The organism is Devosia sp. Z6_126 (assembly GCF_058133495.1).
The window spans coordinates 1006634-1025585 of the sequence record NZ_JBYUNO010000001.1; the positions used below are offsets into that span (position 1 = coordinate 1006634).

General features: G+C 63.5%; 19 protein-coding genes. 10 read left to right on the forward strand and 9 right to left on the reverse strand.

Features of this window, described 5'->3' with window-relative positions:
* Window positions 1-6 precede the first annotated feature (6 nt).
* From uxuA to AC3YOG_RS04955, 4 genes are read right to left on the reverse strand one after another with little or no spacing between them, the layout of a single operon-like run.
* Window positions 7-1227: a mannonate dehydratase gene (uxuA, locus tag AC3YOG_RS04940; protein ID WP_489934287.1), complete on the reverse strand. Its 1221-nt coding sequence runs from the start codon at window positions 1225-1227 to the stop codon at window positions 7-9.
* A 55-nt stretch (window positions 1228-1282) separates the two neighbouring features.
* Entirely contained in the window at window positions 1283-2566 is a 1284-nt protein-coding gene (locus AC3YOG_RS04945; RefSeq protein WP_489934288.1) for a TRAP transporter large permease, read from the reverse strand.
* 2 nt (window positions 2567-2568) lie between these two features.
* Window positions 2569-3090 (reverse strand): TRAP transporter small permease, encoded by a 522-nt coding sequence (locus AC3YOG_RS04950; protein ID WP_489934289.1) that lies wholly within the window; start codon window positions 3088-3090, stop codon window positions 2569-2571.
* Between the two features lie 52 nt (window positions 3091-3142).
* Complete coding sequence (locus AC3YOG_RS04955; RefSeq protein WP_489934290.1) at window positions 3143-4120, reverse strand: C4-dicarboxylate TRAP transporter substrate-binding protein; 978 nt, start codon at window positions 4118-4120, stop codon at window positions 3143-3145.
* A 90-nt stretch (window positions 4121-4210) separates the two neighbouring features.
* On the opposite strand from AC3YOG_RS04955, the gene AC3YOG_RS04960 reads away from it, so the two are divergent.
* The gene (locus AC3YOG_RS04960) at window positions 4211-4915 is read left to right on the forward strand and encodes a GntR family transcriptional regulator (protein ID WP_489934291.1); all 705 of its coding nucleotides are present in this window, start codon (window positions 4211-4213) and stop codon (window positions 4913-4915) included.
* 16 nt (window positions 4916-4931) lie between these two features.
* Here AC3YOG_RS04960 and AC3YOG_RS04965 read toward each other — a convergent pair whose 3' ends face one another.
* Window positions 4932-5402, reverse strand: a complete 471-nt coding sequence (locus AC3YOG_RS04965; protein ID WP_489889570.1) for a MarR family transcriptional regulator — start codon at window positions 5400-5402, stop codon at window positions 4932-4934.
* Window positions 5403-5471: 69 nt separating this feature from the next.
* Here AC3YOG_RS04965 and AC3YOG_RS04970 point away from each other — a divergent pair, with 69 nt between their 5' ends.
* From AC3YOG_RS04970 to AC3YOG_RS05010, 9 genes are all read left to right on the forward strand, one after another.
* Complete coding sequence (locus tag AC3YOG_RS04970) at window positions 5472-6653, forward strand: HlyD family secretion protein (protein WP_489934292.1); 1182 nt, start codon at window positions 5472-5474, stop codon at window positions 6651-6653.
* Between the two features lie 9 nt (window positions 6654-6662).
* Window positions 6663-7700 (forward strand): hypothetical protein, encoded by a 1038-nt coding sequence (locus AC3YOG_RS04975; protein ID WP_489934293.1) that lies wholly within the window; start codon window positions 6663-6665, stop codon window positions 7698-7700.
* Window positions 7701-7843: 143 nt separating this feature from the next.
* Window positions 7844-8890 carry a LacI family DNA-binding transcriptional regulator gene (locus AC3YOG_RS04980; protein ID WP_489934294.1) on the forward strand — a complete coding sequence of 349 codons (1047 nt, stop codon included), beginning with the start codon at window positions 7844-7846 and terminating at the stop codon, window positions 8888-8890.
* A gap of 89 nt (window positions 8891-8979) precedes the next feature.
* Entirely contained in the window at window positions 8980-10035 is a 1056-nt protein-coding gene (locus AC3YOG_RS04985; protein WP_127754899.1) for an ABC transporter substrate-binding protein, read from the forward strand.
* Between the two features lie 67 nt (window positions 10036-10102).
* A complete protein-coding gene (locus tag AC3YOG_RS04990) occupies window positions 10103-10927 on the forward strand; it encodes an ATP-binding cassette domain-containing protein (RefSeq protein WP_127754898.1) in 825 nt (274 codons plus the stop codon).
* Window positions 10924-12183 carry a sugar ABC transporter permease gene (locus AC3YOG_RS04995; RefSeq protein WP_489934295.1) on the forward strand — a complete coding sequence of 420 codons (1260 nt, stop codon included), beginning with the start codon at window positions 10924-10926 and terminating at the stop codon, window positions 12181-12183. Before AC3YOG_RS04990 ends, AC3YOG_RS04995 begins: the two co-directional genes overlap by 4 nt.
* Before the next feature lie 126 nt (window positions 12184-12309).
* The gene (locus tag AC3YOG_RS05000; protein WP_489934296.1) at window positions 12310-13041 is read left to right on the forward strand and encodes an SDR family oxidoreductase; all 732 of its coding nucleotides are present in this window, start codon (window positions 12310-12312) and stop codon (window positions 13039-13041) included.
* 24 nt (window positions 13042-13065) lie between these two features.
* On the forward strand, window positions 13066-14685 hold the full coding sequence (locus AC3YOG_RS05005) for an FGGY-family carbohydrate kinase (protein WP_489934297.1): 1620 nt from the start codon (window positions 13066-13068) through the stop codon (window positions 14683-14685).
* Between the two features lie 72 nt (window positions 14686-14757).
* The gene (locus AC3YOG_RS05010) at window positions 14758-15606 is read left to right on the forward strand and encodes a sugar phosphate isomerase/epimerase family protein (protein WP_489934298.1); all 849 of its coding nucleotides are present in this window, start codon (window positions 14758-14760) and stop codon (window positions 15604-15606) included.
* A 25-nt stretch (window positions 15607-15631) separates the two neighbouring features.
* On the opposite strand, the gene AC3YOG_RS05015 is transcribed toward AC3YOG_RS05010, so the two are convergent.
* The 4 genes from AC3YOG_RS05015 to AC3YOG_RS05030 all read right to left on the reverse strand — a co-directional run bounded on the left by AC3YOG_RS05015 (window position 15632) and on the right by AC3YOG_RS05030 (window position 18863).
* Complete coding sequence (locus tag AC3YOG_RS05015; RefSeq protein ID WP_489934299.1) at window positions 15632-16216, reverse strand: DUF6969 family protein; 585 nt, start codon at window positions 16214-16216, stop codon at window positions 15632-15634.
* A gap of 1 nt (window position 16217) precedes the next feature.
* Entirely contained in the window at window positions 16218-16652 is a 435-nt protein-coding gene (locus AC3YOG_RS05020) for a hypothetical protein (protein WP_489934300.1), read from the reverse strand.
* Window positions 16649-17866 (reverse strand): YeeE/YedE family protein, encoded by a 1218-nt coding sequence (locus tag AC3YOG_RS05025; protein WP_489934301.1) that lies wholly within the window; start codon window positions 17864-17866, stop codon window positions 16649-16651. The genes AC3YOG_RS05020 and AC3YOG_RS05025 overlap by 4 nt, the downstream gene beginning before the upstream one ends.
* A 94-nt stretch (window positions 17867-17960) precedes the next feature.
* Window positions 17961-18863, reverse strand: coding sequence for a sulfurtransferase (locus tag AC3YOG_RS05030; RefSeq protein ID WP_489934302.1), 903 nt, complete (start codon window positions 18861-18863; stop codon window positions 17961-17963).
* Window positions 18864-18952: the final 89 nt, after the last annotated feature.

Below are 18952 nucleotides of genomic sequence, written 5' to 3' on the forward strand. Positions count from 1 at the left end.
TCGCTCCTAAGCGTCTTGATAGCGAACGGCGCCGTGTTGCAGCGCTTTGGTGATGCCGCGCAATTCGGCCAAGCCCTTCATGCGACCGATGGTCGGATAGCCGGGTTGGGCACTGCGGTTGAGGTCATCGAGAATGTCCTGGCCATGGTCGGGACGCATCGGGATCTCCCAATCGGTGCGGCCCGCCGCCTTGCGGCGCCCTTCCTCAGCAAGTACCGCCGCGATCAGCGCGACCATGTCGGTATCGCCGCCCAGATGCTCGGCTTCGTAGAACGAGCCCATGATCGCATCGTTTTCGCGCGTCACATTGCGCAGATGCAGGAAGTGCACGCGGTCGCCAAGCTCTGCCATGATGGAGGGCAGGTCATTGTCCGGCCGGGCACCCAACGAGCCCGAGCACAAAGTCATGCCATTGGCCGGGCTGTTGACCGCGTCCAGGATCAGCCGGAAGTGCTCTCCGGTCGACATAATGCGCGGCAGGCCGAGCAGCGGAAACGGGGGATCGTCGGGGTGGCAGCAGAGCCGCAAACCCAGATCTTCAGCAACCGGGACCACTTCTTCCAGAAAAGCGATGAAATGGGCGCGCAACTGGTCGGGGGAGATCGCGCCATAGCGGGCGAGGTGGGTGTGCATGTCGGCAAGCGACATGGACTCGGTGGAGCCGGGCAGGCCCATGGTCACGCTGCGGGCGAGGGTGATTTTATCGGCATCGCTCATATCGGCAAAGCGCCGGCCCGCTTCCTCGACCACAGTCTCGGGGTAGTCGTCCCCAGCGCCTTTGCGTTCCAGGATGTGGATGTCGAAGGCCGCGAAATCGTTGAGCTCGAAGCGCATGCAGGTGCCGCCATGGGCGAGCCGCCAGCGAAGCGCCGTGCGCGTCCAATCGAGCACCGGCATGAAGTTGTAGCAGATCACCTCCAGCCCGGCTTCGGCGAGGTGGCGCAGGCTGGTCTGGTAGTTGGCGATGTGAAGGCGCCAATCGCCAGTCTGCTGCTTGATGTCTTCCGAGATCGGAAGACTTTCGACCACGTCCCAGCGAAGCCCCGAAGGGGAGCCATCCCTGCGAGTGCCGATCTGGCGCTGGCGCAGCGCGATCTCCTCGGGCGTCCAGACCTCCCCATTGGGGATGTGGTGCAGGGCCGAGACCACGCCCTCGGCACCGCTCTGGATGATGTCGTCAATGCTGGTGAGGTCATGGGGCCCGAACCAGCGCCAGGTCTGCTTCATGTCGATCTCCGAGGGAATAGGGTCGGAGCCGCTGCACGCGGCTCCAACGGCGTCGTCAGCTGCCAAAGGCGAGGCGCGGCAGCCAGAGCACGAGGTCGGGCACAAAGAGCAGCACAGCGATCAGAGCGACGACGGCAGCGATGAAGGGGATCGATTCGATGGAATATTCTTCGATCGACACATTCATCAGCGAGCACACGGCAAACATAGCCGAACCGCTGGGCCAGGTCATGCCGCCCAGGGTGACAATCGACATCATCAGAATGCCGAAATGGACGGGATCCATGCCGACCTGCGTGATGATGGGCACAAAGATCGGTGTCAGCAGCAGCACCATCACCGTGCTGTCGAGCGCCAGGCCGGCCACCAAGAGGAAGATCAGGATGACGAGCACGATCATGTTGGGATCGGTGATGCCGGCCAGCATCCAGCCTGCCAGTTCTTGGGGCACCTGCAGATAGATGGTGGCATAGCCCACCATGCCGCTCATCAGGATAATGAGCATGATCAGGCCAACATCGGAGGTCGCCTGACCAAAGCAGCGCCAAACCTTTTCCATAGTTAGCTCGCGATGGGCGAAAAACCCAATGACGAGGGCATAAACCACGGCGGCGGAGCCGACCTCGGAAGGTGTAAAGAGGCCGCCCCGGATGGCCAGCACCAAGGCCACGGGAAACAGCAGCGCCCATTTGGCATCCCAGCAGGCGGCGGCCAGCGCCTTGACCGTCGGTTTCTTGCTGTCGGCGACTACATATTTCCGCTTCTTCGCAATGAGATAGGTGGTGAGCATCAGGACCACCATCATGAGGATGCCAGGAATGATGCCGGCCAGGAACAGCCGGCCAATCGAGACATTGCCGACAAACCCATAAAGGATCAGCCCGATGGACGGCGGAATGGTGGCGGTGATAAGCGAGCCCACGGCAATTGCGGCGGCCGAGAAGCCCTTGCCATAGCCCTTGGCAGTCATGGTGGGGCCAAGAATGCGCGCTTCCATGGCGGCGTCGGCCACGGCGGAGCCGGAAACTCCACCCATCAAGGTGGAAAGCACTATGGCCACCTGCGCCAGACCGCCAGACATCCAGCCTACCGAGAGTAGCGCGACCTTGAGAAGGCGGCCGGTGATGCCGCTTTCATTCATCAGGTGGCCGGCCAGTACGAAGAAGGGCACGGCGAGCAGAGGGAAGCTCTGGCTCATCGATGCGATCTTCTGCACGCCGATGGACATTGGCATGCCCTGCGTGGTCATGAAGAAGATGAAGCCGGAAATGCCGGTCGCGAAGGCAACGGGCATGCCCAGGACCATCAGCACAACAAAGGCGATACCAATCAGGGCCATGATCAGAGCTCCAGTGTGGGGGCGCTGGCGTCCATTTCGGCCTGCGTGCGGTTATAGATCAGCAGTTCCTGCCGACGGCCCTTGAACGCCCGAACCGTATTGTAAATCAGTGTGGCGGCGAGCAGCACGCAGCCCACGGGCACGGCAACGGTGACCCAGGAATAAGAAAGGGTGCTGTCGCCAAAGGTGCGTTCACGGTTGAGCATGGTCAGCTTCCAACCCTCAACTGCCAGCACCAGCAAAAAGGCGATGATCAGCAGCGTGCAGGCAAATTCCAGCCAGAACCGGCGTTTGTAGCCCAGGCGCGACACCAACACTTCCATGCCCAGATGCGATTTTTCGCGCATGGCCTTGTTGGAGCCGAAAAAACACAGCCAGATGAAGAGGAGCTGGGCCATGTCCACCGACCAGATCAGCGGATGGCCAAAGAACCGCATAAGGGCGGCGGTGAACACCAGGCCGGTGATGCCGGCGAGCAAGGCGAAGCAGATCGCCAGCTCGAGTTGAGCCAAACGCTTGAGCATGGATTTTACCTGAGCAATGGAATGGCGGGCTCCGCAGGACCCGCCATAGGAATTACTGGTTGGCGATAGCCTGCAACTCGTCGCGCAGCGCGCCATAGCCGAGCTTGTCATAAACGCCGGCCGTCGCTTCCTTGAACGGGGTGACGTCGATCTCGTTGACAGTCATTCCGGCGGCGACGAGGTCGGCCTCGATATGGGCCAGGGCATCCTGGGTGCCATAGGAAGCGATATCGCCAGCCTTAAGGGCCTCGTCGCGGAGCACGGTTTGCAGCTCGGCCGGCAGGCTGTCGAACCAGGGGCCGGAGGTGACAAGTCCGGTGATCAGGTTGATGTGGCCGGTCTTGGTCAGGACGGACGTGACTTCCTGCAGATTGGAGCCAAAGCCGGCAGGAAGCTGGGCTTCCACGGAATCGATCACGTTCTGCTCAAGGCCCGAATAAACTTCCGAGAACGGCATGGGGGTTGGGGTCGCGCCCATGGCGGAAACCGTTTCCACCCAGACCGGCGCGCCTGGGGTACGCATGCGCGAGCCATTGAGGTCAGCGGGCACATTGACCGGCATCTTGGTCCAGAGGTGCCGCTCACCCTGCCACCAGTTGAACGAGAGCACCTGGTGACCCGAAGCGTCGTGCAGCTTGGTGATCCATTCCTCCATCTGCGGGGAAACGACCACCTTGCGGATGCCTTCATAGCCCGAAGCGAGATAAGGAGCGCCGAGCACGCCAAATTCGTTGACGAATGCGGCGAGGCGACCGCCATCAACCACCACAGCGACCGGCGCTCCGGCACGGGCCTGCTCCAGCACGTCTTCATCGGCGCCCAACTGCGAATTGGGGAAGAGCTTGACTTCGATGGCGCCATTGGAGGCGGTGGCGACATTGTCGCGGAAGGCTTCAAGCCCCTTATACAGCGGGTCTGAAGTGGCCAGCGCCGTGTTGACGCTGAGGGTATAGTCAGCCGACATCGCGGGAACCGAGTACGAGATGACCAAGCCAGCAGCAAGCGCCGCGGCGAGCGGTGTGAATTTCATGATTTCCTCCCAAGCGGCGTAGCCGCGACGTTCCGTGCTCTAGGCAACGGCCTCGCAAAAATGGTAGTATGGTAGTTGAAAGGAGTCAACATGGTAACGATTGCACCCCTGACCCATGAGGGTGCCCAATTGGGGCGGCCCGCTACCGTGGGCAACAAGGTCTTTGAGGCCATGCGCCGGGCCATCATCCAGCTGCAGTTGCGGCCAGGCGATCCCTTGTCGGAAGCCGAGATGGCCCGCCAGCTCGGTGTGTCTCGCCAGCCCGTGCGCGAAGCCTTCATCAAACTGGCAGAGGTGGGGCTGGTGGAGATTCGGCCCCAGCGGGGCACTTCAGTGGTGATGATTTCACGCCGGGAAGTGGAAAACGCCCGGTTCATTCGGGAAGCCATTGAAGTAGCCGTGGTGCGCAAGGCCGCCGCCGAGGCCGACCCTCGTCACCATTCCATTCTCGATGGGTTGATCGAGCGGCAGCGCCAGGCCAATCATGCCGGCGAGCATGTGGAATTCTTGCGCCTCGATGAAGCCTTTCACCAGGCGATTGCACTGGCTGCCGATTGCGAACATGCCTGGCGTTTGCTGGAGAGCCTCAAGGCGCAGATGGACCGGGTGCGCTACCTGTCCCTCTCAGACGCCACGCCGATCCAGACCTTGATCGAGCAGCACGCGGTAATTGCCGACGCCATCCGCCGCCGTGATCCCGATAGCGCCGAAGCGGGGATGCAGCGACACCTAAGCGAAATCCTGACTTCTCTGCCCAAATTGGCGGAAGCCCATGCCAGCTGGTTTTCTGCCTGAGCTGGAAGGCGTCAAATCACGGCCGGGGATGCAGCCGGGTAAGGGCGGCAACGCCATCGAGGAAGTCCGCCACAGTGTCCATATCCTTGTCGGTCAGGTTTTCCGTCACCCGAACATAGGCCTGTTCGATTTCCCGATACCGGGCCAGTGGCTCGGCGGCCTGCTGTTTGTCGAGTTCGATCAACACACTGCGGCGATCGTCTGGATTGGGCAGGCGACGCACAAAGCCGGCCCGTTCCAAGCGATCCAGCAAGGCCGTCCCTGAGCCCGAACTCAGATGCAGCTCGTCAATGATCTGCTTGGGACTGATCGGTGCTCCTGCTCGGGCCAGTAGGCCAATGCAGGAGAAATCGGTTGGATGCAGCTTCTGGGCGCGGGCAGCGGCCTCACGCGCGCTTTCTACATTGCGCATCAGATTTTGCAGCGCCGATCCGAGCCGGCGCATCTTCAGGTCGCGCGCACTGCTGCTTGACGGTTTCTCTTCCATGAAGTATCTCTACGGTGAAGATAAATTACTTGTAGAGGCGTCGGCGCCTTGAGGCAAGGACGAAAAAACGTGGTTCGCACAACTGCTCAAATCGATACCGAAGTTGCAACTCCCGCGCAGGCGCTGCAGCCACACGCTGCGGCAGGCAAGCCAGATGAAGCTGCGCCGCGCGCGGAACCGGCCGCCAAACGAGCCAACCCGGCACGCAAGGTGGCCGGGGTGATCCTTGTTGTCCTTATCGGCACTTTGGGCTGGCATGTAGCGACCGACCTGGTGGCTCCGGCGAGTTCCTCGGGTTCGGTGACGGCGCTAACCGCGTTGATGGCCCCCAGGGTATCGGGACAGGTGCAAACTGTACTGGTGCAGGACAATCAGTTTGTCGTCCGGGGTACGCCGCTGTTTCAACTGGATCCGGCTCCCTTTGACCTGGCGGTCCGGCAAGCCGAGGCCAATCTCGCTCAAGTCACGCAAACCCTTGACGCTTCGGTCATCTCGCTGGTGGCGACGGAAGCCAAAGTCGAGCAGGCGCGCGCCAGCCTTGATACGGCCCGGACCGCTGCCGAGCGCACCACGAGCCTGCATCAGCGTGGTTTGGCATCACAGGTTCAGCTCGATGCGGCAAATGCACAACTGGCATCGGCGCGTTCGGGACTTGATGCCGCCACTGCGGAACTTGAAAGCGCCCGGCTTCGTGCCGGTGGCAAGGAAGCCAATCCGCAGGTGGAAACGGCTGCGGTGCAGCTCGAGCAAGCGCGGCTCAACCGATCCTTTGCTTCGGTGCTGGCCCCCGCTGACGGGGTGGTCACCAATCTCAAGCTCGCCCAGGGCCAGTATGTGAATGCCGGCACCCCCGCGCTCACCTTTATCGAGGCCGATAGTTCCTGGGTGGTGGTCGATATGCGCGAAAATCAGCTTGCCAACATCGATGTCGGCGATGACGCTGATATCCTGTTTGATGGCGCACCGGGCCGCAAATATCCTGGCGTGGTGCGCGGCATTGCCTGGGGCATTGATCCCGGCCGCACCGCTGCTAACGGCTTGCCGCAGAATCAGGCCATGGCCCGCTGGTTCGAGCCGGCCCGGACGATCCCGGTGCATGTTGAACTGGCGCCCGACCAAACCTGGCCGGACAATGTTCGGGTGGGCTCAAAGGCCAGTGCGCTGGTTTACGCGCAGGGCCGCTCGCATCCGGTGGCTGTTGCGGCCTCTGCCTTGCAGACGCTCAGCGCTTATTTCTCCTATCTGTACTAACGGGCAGCCATGTTCATCGCTCCCCGGCCGCTGATCGATGAAGACCCGCTATTTGCCGTGCGGGTTGCCATCATGCCTGTTATCGGGCTCCTCATTGGCATGGCCTTCCGCTCGCCCTTGGCGATGATTTTTCCCACCCTGATGTTCTCGCTCCTGGCGGGCAATCGGAAGGCTTTCGACGCCCGGCGGGTCTTTGCCGCTCCCATCATGTTCAGCGGGGTGTTGTGGCTGATGTCGGGTGTGGTGCTGCTGTTTTCAGGCATCCCGGCGCTGCTGTTGCTGGTGATCGGCGGCATCTACTTTCTGGCCTTTTACCTGATCCAGCGAACCGGCAACGCCTTTGGCTTGCTGATCATCGTCGCCGTGGCGCTGATGTCGATCATGGGCCTCGGCTCCTACCCGGCCATGGCTTATCTGCGCAGCGAGATGAGCAAGGCGGCCTTGTGCTCGGCCGTCGTCATCCCACTGCTTTATGTGCTGCTGCCGCCCCGCACCACCGAGATCAATGTGGACAAGTATGAACCGGCATTTCCCTCAGGATGGGGGATCCGTGCGGCCAATCGCACGGTGGTCATGCTGGGCTATAGCCTGTTCTTGTACACGATCCTCGACTTCTCCAACATGATGCTGGCAGTCGCCGGCATGTTCGTGCTGGTGCAATCGACGCGTCGCTCGATCTGGGCAGAGGCGGGACAGCGCAGTTTTTCAGTGATCCTTGGGGGAGTGCTGGCGCTCACCATTCTTGCGCTGCTCAATTGGGTCGGGCATCTGGCTGTGCTGCTGTGCCTGGTCTTTCTCGCGACCCTCTGGTTAGGGCACAAGATGCTGAGCGGCCGGTTGCCCTCTATGGCTTATCAGGATGCTGCTTCGGTGATGATTTCGCTGGTCGGCAGCGCGCTGGCCACCTCCGAGCCCGGCTTTGCGTTCGTCCAGCGGGCGGGCTTGACGGTGGCCGGTACGCTGCTCGCCGCGCTCTTGGTGTCGCTTCTGGACGCCACCTTTCTTCCTCGGGACTCCGCCGGAGACAAGGCGGCGGCGCCTGCATAGGCTTCTGCAGCCCTCCTCCTGCGGCGAGCAAAGCACCCGCTTGACAGCCTCGCGGCGCCGTGAAACGATTTACGTAAATCGTTTTTAGCTTCGGCTGGAGGCGGCTCACCGGGGAGGGTGGGAAGATCAAGATCAACGTGACAATGAAGGACGTTGCCAAGCGCGCGGGCGTTTCCGTGGCGACGGTGTCCAACGTGCTATCGGGCGACAAGCCGGTTCGTGCCGGCTCGCGCGAGCAGGTCATGGCGGCGGTTGAGGCGCTCAACTACCGGGTCAATCCGGCGGCCTCTTATCTCCGCAGCGGACGCTCCAAGATCGTGGCAGCGATCGTGCCGGCCCTCGACAACCCATTCTTTCCCACCATCCTGGCGGCAGTGGAAGCCAGCTGCCAGAAGGATGGCTTCGAGCTGATCGTGGCAAGTTCCGCCCATCAGCCCGAAATCGAGGAAGCCCGCATCAACGCTTTGATGCAATGGAAGCCCGCCGGCTTCATCATCATACCCTGCTCGGCCGGACTTGCGTCCCGCAAGCAGATCGAGGCGGCCCGCATCCCCTTGGTCTTTGCCGATCGGGCGCCCGACGGCGAGCCCAGCGACTTCGTCGAGATCGACAATGTTGCCGCCGGTGCGGCAGCGGCCCGCCACCTGGTGCAGCTCGGTCATCGACAAATCACCGTCTGCGCCCCCTCGCTGGGAGTGCGAAATCTGCGCGAGCGCATCGCCGGCGTGGCGCAAGTGCTGGCTGAATTCGGCGCCGAACCCTTGGTGGTGGAAACCGGCCTTGGCGGCGTGCCCGAAGCGTTGCCAGACACGGCGGAGGCGCAGATTGCCAGCGCCAGCGCGATCGTTGCCTTGATGAATACCACGACACTGCAAGTGCTGGCGGCGCTCAACCGCACTGGGCGTGCGGTACCTCACGACGTGTCGCTGGTGGGCTTTGATGATTATTCCTGGATGCCGGTTGCCCGGCCGTCCATCACCGCGATCCGGCAGCCTGTTGACCTCATAGGGCGGCTGGCCTGGTCGCAATTGCTCGAACGCATCAACGGCGCCAGCGGTGGCCCGGTGCACCGGCAGCTGCCGGTGGAACTGGTGCTGCGTGAATCGACCGCCGCACCGGGCTCCACGGGCAAGAGCGTGGGACACGCAACAGGAGGCGCAGAGCTGCTGACGCTCGGCCGACGGCGCTAAGCGCCGCCACGAAGAATCAAGGGAATCCCGGCCCAGACACAAAGTCGGGCGGGGGGAGTGAGTGAAATCAACCACAATGGGAGGACTACATGTCTAGAACTTTGATCGGAACTGCGCTGGCGACGACGCTTGCTGGCTTGCTGATGGCGGCCCCAGCTTTCGCCCAGGCCGAAAATGCCACGATTGCCTTTTTGATGCCGGACCAGGGCTCCACGCGCTACGAGGAGCATGATTGGCCGGGCTTCCAGGCAGAGATGCAAAAGCTCTGCGCCAACTGCAATCTGATCTACCAGAACGCCACGGCTGATGCCGCGCTGCAGCAGCAACAGTTCAACTCCGCCATCACCCAAGGCGCCACGGTGATCGTGCTTGACCCGGTGGACTCCTCGGCCGCCGCATCGCTGGTCCAGCAGGCCCATGCCCAGGGCGTCAAGGTGATCGCCTATGACCGCCCGATCCCCGATACCCCGGCGGATTATTATGTGTCCTTCGACAATGAAGGTATTGGCCGGGCCATCGCGCAGTCGCTGGTGGACCACCTCAAGGCTGAGGGCGTGCCCGAGGGCGCGGGGGTGCTGCAGATCAATGGTTCGCCCACCGACGCGGCAGCCGGCTTGATCCGGGACGGCATTGACTCGGCGCTCGATGCGTCCGGCTACGAGACCCTGGCTGAGTTCGATACCCCCGACTGGGTGCCGGCCGAAGCCCAGCAATGGGCGAGCGGACAGATCACTCGCTTTGGCGACCAGATCGTGGGCGTGGCTGCGGCCAATGACGGCACTGCCGGCGGCGCCATCGCTGCGTTCAAGGCGGCAGGCGTTGACCCCGTTCCGCCCGTCACGGGCAATGACGCGGTGATCGCGGCACTGCAGCTGATCATTTCGGGGGATCAGTACAACACCATCTCCAAGCCGTCCGAGATCGTGGCGGCTGCTGCGGCGCAAGTCGCCTACAAGCTGCTGAACGGGGAAACCCCCGAAGCCAAGACGACGCTTTACGACACGCCCTCGGAGCTGTTCGTGCCGGTTGTGGTGACGCGCGAAAACATCAAGGCCGAGATCTTCGACAAGGACATCGCCAGCGCAGAGGAAGTGTGCACGGGTGAATATGCCGAAGGCTGCCGCGAACTGGGCATTCTCGAGTAAGCGCCACCCCGTCCGCTCGGCCAGGTCATGGCCGGGCGGATGTTTCTCCTGAGCGAAGGGGCAGGCCATGTCCGACCAGTCATCAACTGCGCAGCATACTGGCGAGCCGGTACTCAGCCTGCGTGGTATTTCCAAGAATTTCGGCGCGGTATCAGCGCTGACCGATATCGAGCTAGAGGTGCATGCTGGCGAGGTCGTGGCGCTGGTGGGCGACAACGGCGCTGGCAAGTCGACCCTTGTCAAGATCCTGGCTGGCGTGCACCAGCCGTCGGCAGGCACTATCCGTTTCAATGGGCAAGAGGTGAGCCTCGACAGCCCCGCCGCAGCGCTTAATCTTGGCATCGCCACGGTGTTCCAGGATCTGGCGCTGTGCGAAAACCTCGATGTTGTCGCCAATATCTATCTTGGGCGCGAGCAGAACCCCTGGCGCCTTGATGAGGTGGCGATGGAAGTGCGCGCCTGGACGCTGCTTAACGAGCTGTCCGCCCGCATTCCTTCGGTGCGCGAGCCGGTGGCGTCGCTCTCGGGCGGGCAGCGCCAGACCGTAGCCATCGCTCGCTCGCTGCTGCTGGAACCCAAGCTCATCATGCTTGACGAGCCCACTGCCGCTCTTGGCGTGGCGCAGACCGCCGAAGTGTTGAACCTGATCGAGCGGGTTCGCGCGCGGGGGCTGGGTGTGCTGATGATCAGCCACAACATGGAGGATGTGCGGGCGGTCGCAGACCGCATTGTCGTGCTGCGCCTGGGCCGCAACAATGGCGTGTTCACGCCCGAGGATTCCAACCACGAGCTGGTGGCGGCCATCACCGGCGCTACTGAAAACGCCGTGTCGCGGCGCATGAGCCGCAAACAACTTGCTGCGGACACATCCGACCAGGAGGCAATGCGATGAGCCAGCTCGATCAGGTAAAGCCTGAGGCTTCCCGTGAACTGGACCGCAGCGATGTACGCGTCCGGCATGACGAGGGCGTCTCGGGCGCGATCCGAGGCTTTTTCGACCGGGTGCGTTCGGGCGATCTCGGCATGCTGCCCGTTGCCGTCGGGCTGGTGGTGATCTCGCTGGTGTTCAGCGCCCTCAACCCAGTTTATCTGGCGCCCAACAACCTCGTGAACCTGCTGTTCGATTGCGCCACGGTCGGCATCATTTCGCTTGGCATTGTTTGCGTGCTGATGCTGGGCGAGATCGACCTGTCGGTCGGCTCGATGAGCGGCCTGGCTTCCGCGCTATTCGGCTCGCTTTGGGTGACGCAGGGCTGGCCTTTTGAGGTCGCGCTCCTTGCGGCCCTCCTCGCCGGCGTCGTCGTCGGCAGCATCTATGCGCTGCTCTACAACCGGCTGGGCATGCCAAGCTTTGTGGCGACACTGGCGGGCTTGCTCGCCCTCTTGGGCCTGCAGCTCTACATCCTGGGCAATGCCGGCTCGATCAACCTGCCCTATCAGTCGCCGCTCGTTATGTTCGGGCAGATCCTGATGATGCCCAAATGGCTTTCGCATGCTGTGGGCCTGCTGCCCGGCATTTTCACCATCGTTCTGGGCATGCGGACGATCCGACGCCGGCGCGCGGCAAATCTGAGTGCCGGGGGCATGGGCGGGCTCTTGTTCAAGGCGGCGGTGTTGACGCTCGTGATCGAAGGGGCCGTTTACTACCTTAACCTCGGGCGCGGCGTGCCCTGGATGTTCGGCCTCTTTGTGGCGCTGGTCATCATCATGGATTACGCCTTTACGCGCACTAAATGGGGCCGCTCCATGCAGGCGGTGGGCGGCAACAAGGAAGCGGCCCGCCGCGCCGGCATCAATGTGCGGCGCATCTATGCCAGTGCCTTTATCTTGTGCTCGACCTTTGCCGCGCTGGGGGGCGTGCTGGCGGCGTCGCGCCTGGCGTCCTCGAGCCAGCAGGCCGGCACGGGCGACGTGAACCTCAACGCCATCGCGGCGGCAGTGATCGGCGGCACGAGCCTCTTTGGCGGGCGGGGCAGTGCCTATTCAGCGCTGCTCGGCATCATCGTCATCCAGGCCATCGCCAATGGGCTGACTCTGCTGAACCTCAATTCGTCCCTGCGCTACATGATCACCGGCGCCGTGCTGGCCATCGCCGTGATCGTGGATTCGCTGGCGCGGCGCTCGCGCGCCTCGCATGGGCGGGCCTGAGAGCCGGAACCAGCTGCCAGCAAGCACGCAAGAACCAGGCTGATGGGCAAACCCGCCCATCAGCAACAGTTTGGGTGAGGCACAAGGCTGCGGCGCGCTTCAACCCCTTTATCCAGGAGAACAAGAATGGCGGAATCCCTGCAGGGCAAGATCGCGGTGATCACCGGGGCAGCTTCGGGCATCGGCTTGGCGACCACCAAGGCCCTGCTCAAGGAGGGCGCGACGGTGGTGATGGTCGACCGCAACGAGGCGGCGCTGACGGCGCTTGCGGGCGAACTGGGGGACAAGGCGGTTGTCCAGGTCACCGACCTGCTCGACGCCGAGAGCTGCAACGCCATGGTGCCCGAGATCCTCGCCAAGGTGCCGCATATCGACATCCTTTACTGCAATGCCGGCACCTATGTCGGTGGCGATCTGCTTGAAACCACGCCCGAAGCCATCGACCGCATGCTCAATCTCAACGTCAATGCGGTGATGAAGAATGTGCATGGCGTGCTGCCCCATATGATGGAGCGCAAGACCGGCGATATCCTCGTTACCTGCTCGGTGGCCGGGCATTTCCCCACCTATTGGGAGCCGGTTTATTCGAGCTCCAAATGGGCCATTACGAGCTTTGTGCAGGGCATGCGCCGCCAGCTCATTCCCCATGGTATCCGCGTTGGCCAGGTCTCGCCGGGGCCAGTGGTTTCAGCCCTGCTGGCCGACTGGCCCGAGGAGAATCTGCGCAAGGCCAAGGAGGCGGGCAGCCTCATGGACCCCGAGGAAGTGTCGGACGCCGTTGTCTACATGCTCACCCGCAAGCGCACGGTGACGATCCGCGACATGATCGTGCTCCCCACCAGCTTCGATCGCGTCTGACACGGGCTTAGGGGAGAGACCGCCATGGCCAGCTATGTTATTGGGGTTGATGTCGGCACCGGCTCAGCGCGAGCCGGCGTGTTCGACACAGATGGCCGCATGCTGGCCACGGCGCGCCGCAATATCGACATGCACCGCGAGGACGGCGGGATCGCCGAGCAATCCAGCGCGCGAATCTGGCAGGCCGTTTGCGAAACGGTTCGGCAAAGCGTCGCCGAAGCCGGGATCGACCCGGCCGATGTGCGCGGGCTTGGGTTCGACGCCACCTGCTCACTGGTTGTGCTGGGCCCCCAGGGCGAAAGCCTGCCGGTAGGCGACCCCGCCCATCCCGAACGCGACATCATCGTGTGGATGGATCATCGGGCGCTGGAGCAGGCCGAGCGCATCAATGCGCAGGGCCATCCCGTGCTGCAATATGTGGGCGGCCGCATTTCGCCTGAGATGGAAACCCCAAAACTGCTGTGGTTGAGCGAGCATCGCCCGGACATCTATGCCCGGGCCGCCAATTTCTTTGACCTCACCGATTTTCTGACCTGGAAGGCGAGCGGGGCGCTGGATCGCTCGGCCTGCACCGTCACCTGCAAATGGACCTATCTGGCCCATGAGCGCCGCTGGGATGGGAGTTATTTCCGCCAGATTGGCCTGGCCGACCTGGCGGACCAGGACTTCGAGCGTATCGGGCAAAGCGTGGTTGACCCCGGCACGCCGCTGGGACAGGGGCTGACCGAAACCGCCGCACAGGCGATGGGCTTGTTGCCGGGCACGGCCGTGGCAGCCGGGTTGATCGACGCCCATGCGGGTGGATTGGGCACGGTTGCGGCCGGTGGCGACGCCATGCGCTGCCTCGGCTATGTGTTCGGCACCTCATCGTGCACCATGACGACTACCAAAGAACCGGCTTTTGTACCCGGTGTGTGGGGGCCCTATTATTCGGCCATGGTGCCCGGCGCCTGGCTGAACGAAGGGGGGCAGTCGGCAGCCGGTGCCGCAATCGATCAGCTGGTGCAACTGCATCCCGGCAATGCGGAAGCGACGGCCGCAGCAAAAGCGGCCGGCATGTCCCTGCCGCAGTGGCTTGCCGATCGCGCCTTGCAGCTCGCCGACAACGCCAGCGCCACGGTGCGGCTGGCCGAAGACCTGCATGTGGTGCCGGAATTTTTGGGCAACCGCGCGCCCTTTGCCGATCCGCATGCCCGTGCCGTGATCATGGGCCAAGGCATGGAATCGGGTCCGGATTCGCTGGTAGCCCTTTACGTCGCCGGCATTTGCGGCCTGGGTTATGGCCTGCGCCAGATCATCGAAACGCAGGCGGCTCATGGCGCTCCAGTGGAGACGATCAGCATTAGTGGTGGCGCCGGCGCCCATCCACTGACCCGGCAATTGCTGGCCGATGCCACGGGCCTGCCGGTCGATATCACGGAATCCCCCGAGCCCGTGCTGCTGGGTTCGGCCATGCTGGGGGCGGTGGCGTGCTACCTTTATCCGGACCTGCAAACGGCAATGCCGGCCATGTCTCGCGTGGCGGCGCGCTGCCTGCCCAACCCTGACCTGCGGGCGCTGCAGGATTTCCGCTACCAGGCGTTCCTCACCCTGCAGGCTACGGCGCGGGATCTCCGCAACCTTGCCGCCGCGCATCGGTCCTGAGGCGCCATGTTGGTTTTTGGCTATTTGAGACGGCACCGTAGTCAAGATTTCTGACGAGAAGAGGAAAAGGCGATGCAAGGCTTTGGTGTTCACACCAGCATGTGGACGATGAACTGGGATCGGGCCGGAGCGGAGCGCACGGTTGCCGCCGCTGCGGCCTACAAGATGGATTTCATCGAAATCGCCCTGGTCAACCCGGGTGTGGTGGATCCGGCCCATACAAGATCGCTGCTCGAGCAGCACAATATGCGGGCGGTCTGCTCGCTCGGCCTGCCTGAGGGCAGCTGGCCTTCGGTTGATCCAGAAGCGGGGATCGCCCATCTCAAGCATGTCATGGATGTTGCCGCAGCCATGGGGGCGGAGGCCCTGTCGGGCGTCACCTATGGCGGCATCGGCCAGCGCAGCGGGCTGCCCCCCACGGCGCAGGAATATGACAACATGGCCCGGGCGCTGGAAGCGGCGGCGCGTCATGCCAAGCAGGTGGGCCTGGCCTTTGGCATCGAGCCCGTCAATCGCTACGAGAACCACCTGATCAACACGGCAGCACAGGCCCGCTGGATGATCGAAAAGGTGGGCGCCGACAATATCTTCATTCACCTCGATACCTACCACATGAATATCGAGGAAAAGGGTGCGGGCAACGGCATCATCGATGCGGGCGACCTGCTGCGCTATATCCATATGTCGGAATCCGATCGCGGCACGCCGGGCGAAGGCACCTGCGATTGGGACGAAATCTATGCAACCCTCGCCGCTATCGGCTTTAAGGGCGGCATTGCCATGGAAAGCTTCATCAACATGCCGCCCGAACTGGCCTATGGCCTTGCGGTTTGGCGGCCCGTCGCCAACAGCTTTGAGGAAGTGATGGACAAAGGCCTGCCGTTCCTGCGCAACAAGGCCAAGCAGTACCGGTTGCTTTAGCCGGTCAACAAACCCGGCCGTCGGCTCAGGCGGCGGCCGGAAAGAACTCTGAGAGCACTTCGAGCGAACGATCCTGGCGGCGGGCGTCGATATCCCCGCCGCCTTCCGCCAGAGCTGCATCGCGCTGGCGCAGCAGGTCCGCGATCTGCTCCCCATAGGCAACGATGATCGCCGTCAGCCACCGGTTCACCAGATAAGAGGGCCGGGGCATCTGCATGTCGAAGCGCTCGAGCAGCGGGATCGTTGTCCCGGCATCGGCCCAGTCATCGCCCACTACCCATTGATTGACGGTGAAAAGGCGCAGTAGGCGCCCTTCACCATCGACGCCGATCGCCACCAGATGGTGGATGGGACCGGCGGGACCCTGCGGGCGCAAGAAGCAGTGAAAATGGCCGTGCTCGCGCGCCCCTTCCGCTGCCGGGTGGCAATGGTAGAACCATTGGGAATTGCTCGCAGGGTCGAACACATCGCCGGGGGGATAATGCTCCCATGCCTCAATCGCGGTCACGCCGGCAAAGGTTTCGCTCAGCACATTGAGGCCGCCCTTGGCGAGGATTGTCTCGCACAAGGCGACTTCAGCCAGGGCTTGCCCGCGGGCGTCCTCACCCATTTCAGGACGGGTCCAGAACCAGATCAGGCGCTTCCTCACCCGCAAGCTTAGCCTTGGGCGGAGGTGGCGGGGCAGCCAGCGCAGCCTGCGGCTGAGCCGGAAGTGTCGCCGGTGGTGGCGGGGGCGGTGCCTTGCCGGCATCAGGCGGGGTGGCTGGTGGTGGCGGCGGCGCCGCCAGCTGTGGCGCACCGGCCGCGCAGGGTGCAGCGGCTGGGGGTGGGGGAGCCACGCGCATGGGTGGGGCCGGCGCGCCGGCGGCGCAGGGAGCGGCCCCCGCGGCACAGGGCGCGGCTGCACAAGGGGCAGAGCCCCCCGCTGCGGCAACGGTCTGGGTGCCCGGGCGCGGCGGCACCGGATTGGTCACGTGGTCATAGGCGATCGCGGCAGTGGAAACGGCCAGAGCAGCGCCAAACAGAAGGGTGTTACGCGCGCTCATTTCTTGGCAAGTCCATCAAGTCCAAAGACGGGCCGCAGGGCAATGCCGAAGAACGAGCCAACGAAAGCTGCGGCAAACCAGAGCCAGCCATGTAGGCTCCCGGTGGCGATGCCCGAAAACAGCGCGCCGATATTGCAGCCAAAGGACAGGCGGGCGCCGTAGCCCATGAGGAGGCCCCCAACAATGGCAGCAAGCAGCGAGCCGAGAGGCAAGGCGGCCCTGGGCGCAAATTTGCCGGCGATGGCGGCGGCAGCTGCGGCGCCAAGCACAAGGCCAAAATCCATCACCGAAACGGTGTCGGCCAGAACGCTGGATTGTAGGGCCTGGGCCTGAGCGGGCCAGGTCCAGAACTCCCAACTGGCGACATCGATGCCGACGGCCTGGGCGATCTTGGCGCCCCAAAGCCCGAAGCCATAGGTAATGGACCAGGGATGGCCGGCCAGCAGAAGCGTCGCGATATTGAGCAGCGCCAGCACTAGGCCGGCACCCACGAGAGGCCAGGGTCCACGCAGGATCCAGCCCCAATCGGCCCGCGCCGGTGCCGGTTCGTGCTCGATATTGCCATGCACGCGCTTTTCAACCAGCGCGGTGATCAGCGCCACGATGGCCAGGCCAGCGATGGTGACGGCAATGGCAAAGCCGACACCCAGTTCGGCACCGATGCTGATCGGCGGCAGCGAGGGCTGCTGCAGCCAGAACGGCAGATGGGCCGTGCCGGCGACGGCGCCGATGATGAAGAAGACCAGCGTCACCAGCATCCGGGCGGAGCCGCCCCCAACGGTGAACAGCGTGCCCGAGCCGCAGCCGCCGCCCAGTTGCATGCCCAACCCGAAAATAGCGGCGCCGAGCAGGACGGAAAGGCCGACCGGCGCCATGGCGCCAACCATGGCCTGGCCGCCGATATTGCCGGCAGCCACCAGGGGGATCATGGCGATGGCGGCCACGCCGATGGCGAGCATCTGGGCGCGCATGCCGCGGCCGCGCTTTTCCACCACCATGCGGCGCCAGCCGCCGGTGAAGCCAAAGGAGCCGTGGTAAAGCGCAACGCCCAGGGCGGCGCCGATCAGGAAGAGCCCGCCCTGACGCAGGTCGACCTGCCAGGTGATGAGGGCAAAGCCGAGCACCAGCATGACGCTGGCCACGAGGAGCGGCGCCCGGTCAGGGACAATGGTGGGGAGCAGTTTGGGCGGGGCGGCCGCAGATATCTGGCTCATGGGTCTCGAAAAACTGGTGTGTTCAAAAAGCTTTGGATGCTGCGCCGGTCAAGCGCAACACCCAAGATGGTGGTGGCGGGGCGGCGCCAGGTTTTTACTGGATCGGGCGGGCCGGATCGGCAGCCCATTCGGCCATGGAGCCGTCATACATGGCGGTGTTCTTGTTGCCCGCCACTTCGCTCAGGGCGAACCAGGCGATGGATGCCCAGTGGCCGGTGTTGCAGAAGACGATGTTTTCTTCGCCTTCGGCCAGGCCCACGCCCTGCGCCAGGGTGGCAATGGTTTCGGGCTGGGCAAAGCTCGCATATTCGCCGCTGTAAAGGGTCGAGTGCGGGATGTTGACCGCGCCCGGGATGGTGCCAGTGACACGAACGACCGGGCTCTTGGACTGGCCGACGAACTGCTCGGTGGGGCGGCCATCGATGAGCTTGGTGCCTTTTTCAAGAGCGGCCTGCACGTCAGGGGTGGTGGCGCGCAGTTGGGGCTGAATCTCGTAGGGGAACTCAACGGGCACGGGCTTGGCGGCCTCGGCGACGCGCTCGCCGCCCTGGGCGTCGTATTGGCGCCAGCCGCCATCGAGAATGGAAACATCGTTGTGGCCCAGATATTTGAACGTCCAGTACACTCGCGTGGCGCCGCCAAATTCGGAGGAATCGGTGCCCCAGGGAACGATCACGACGTGATCGTCGCCATCAATGCCCAGATTGCCGATCAGCTCGGCGATCTCAGCTTCGGGCGGGATCTGGCCGGGGACGCCGTCGACCTCGGTGCGCCAGCCGGCGCTGGCATAGGGAGCGACCACGGCATTGGCGATATAGGGCAATTCGCCGAGGTCGGTGCCTTCGATCTCGTCACGGATGTCGATGATCTTGACGTTCTCGTCGGCGGCATTGGCCTTGAGCCATTCGGCGGTGACCAGCGGGGTCACCTCGGCGGCCTGGACGGCGACGGGAACCGCGACCAGCATGGCGGCCGCAACCAAAGACGAAAAACGCATCCCACACTCCTGCAAAGTTGCTGGGAGCATAAGGCTTTGGGCGTGCGGAAGCGAAGTCTGGCGCTCCAAAGCCCGGGCAGAATAGATAA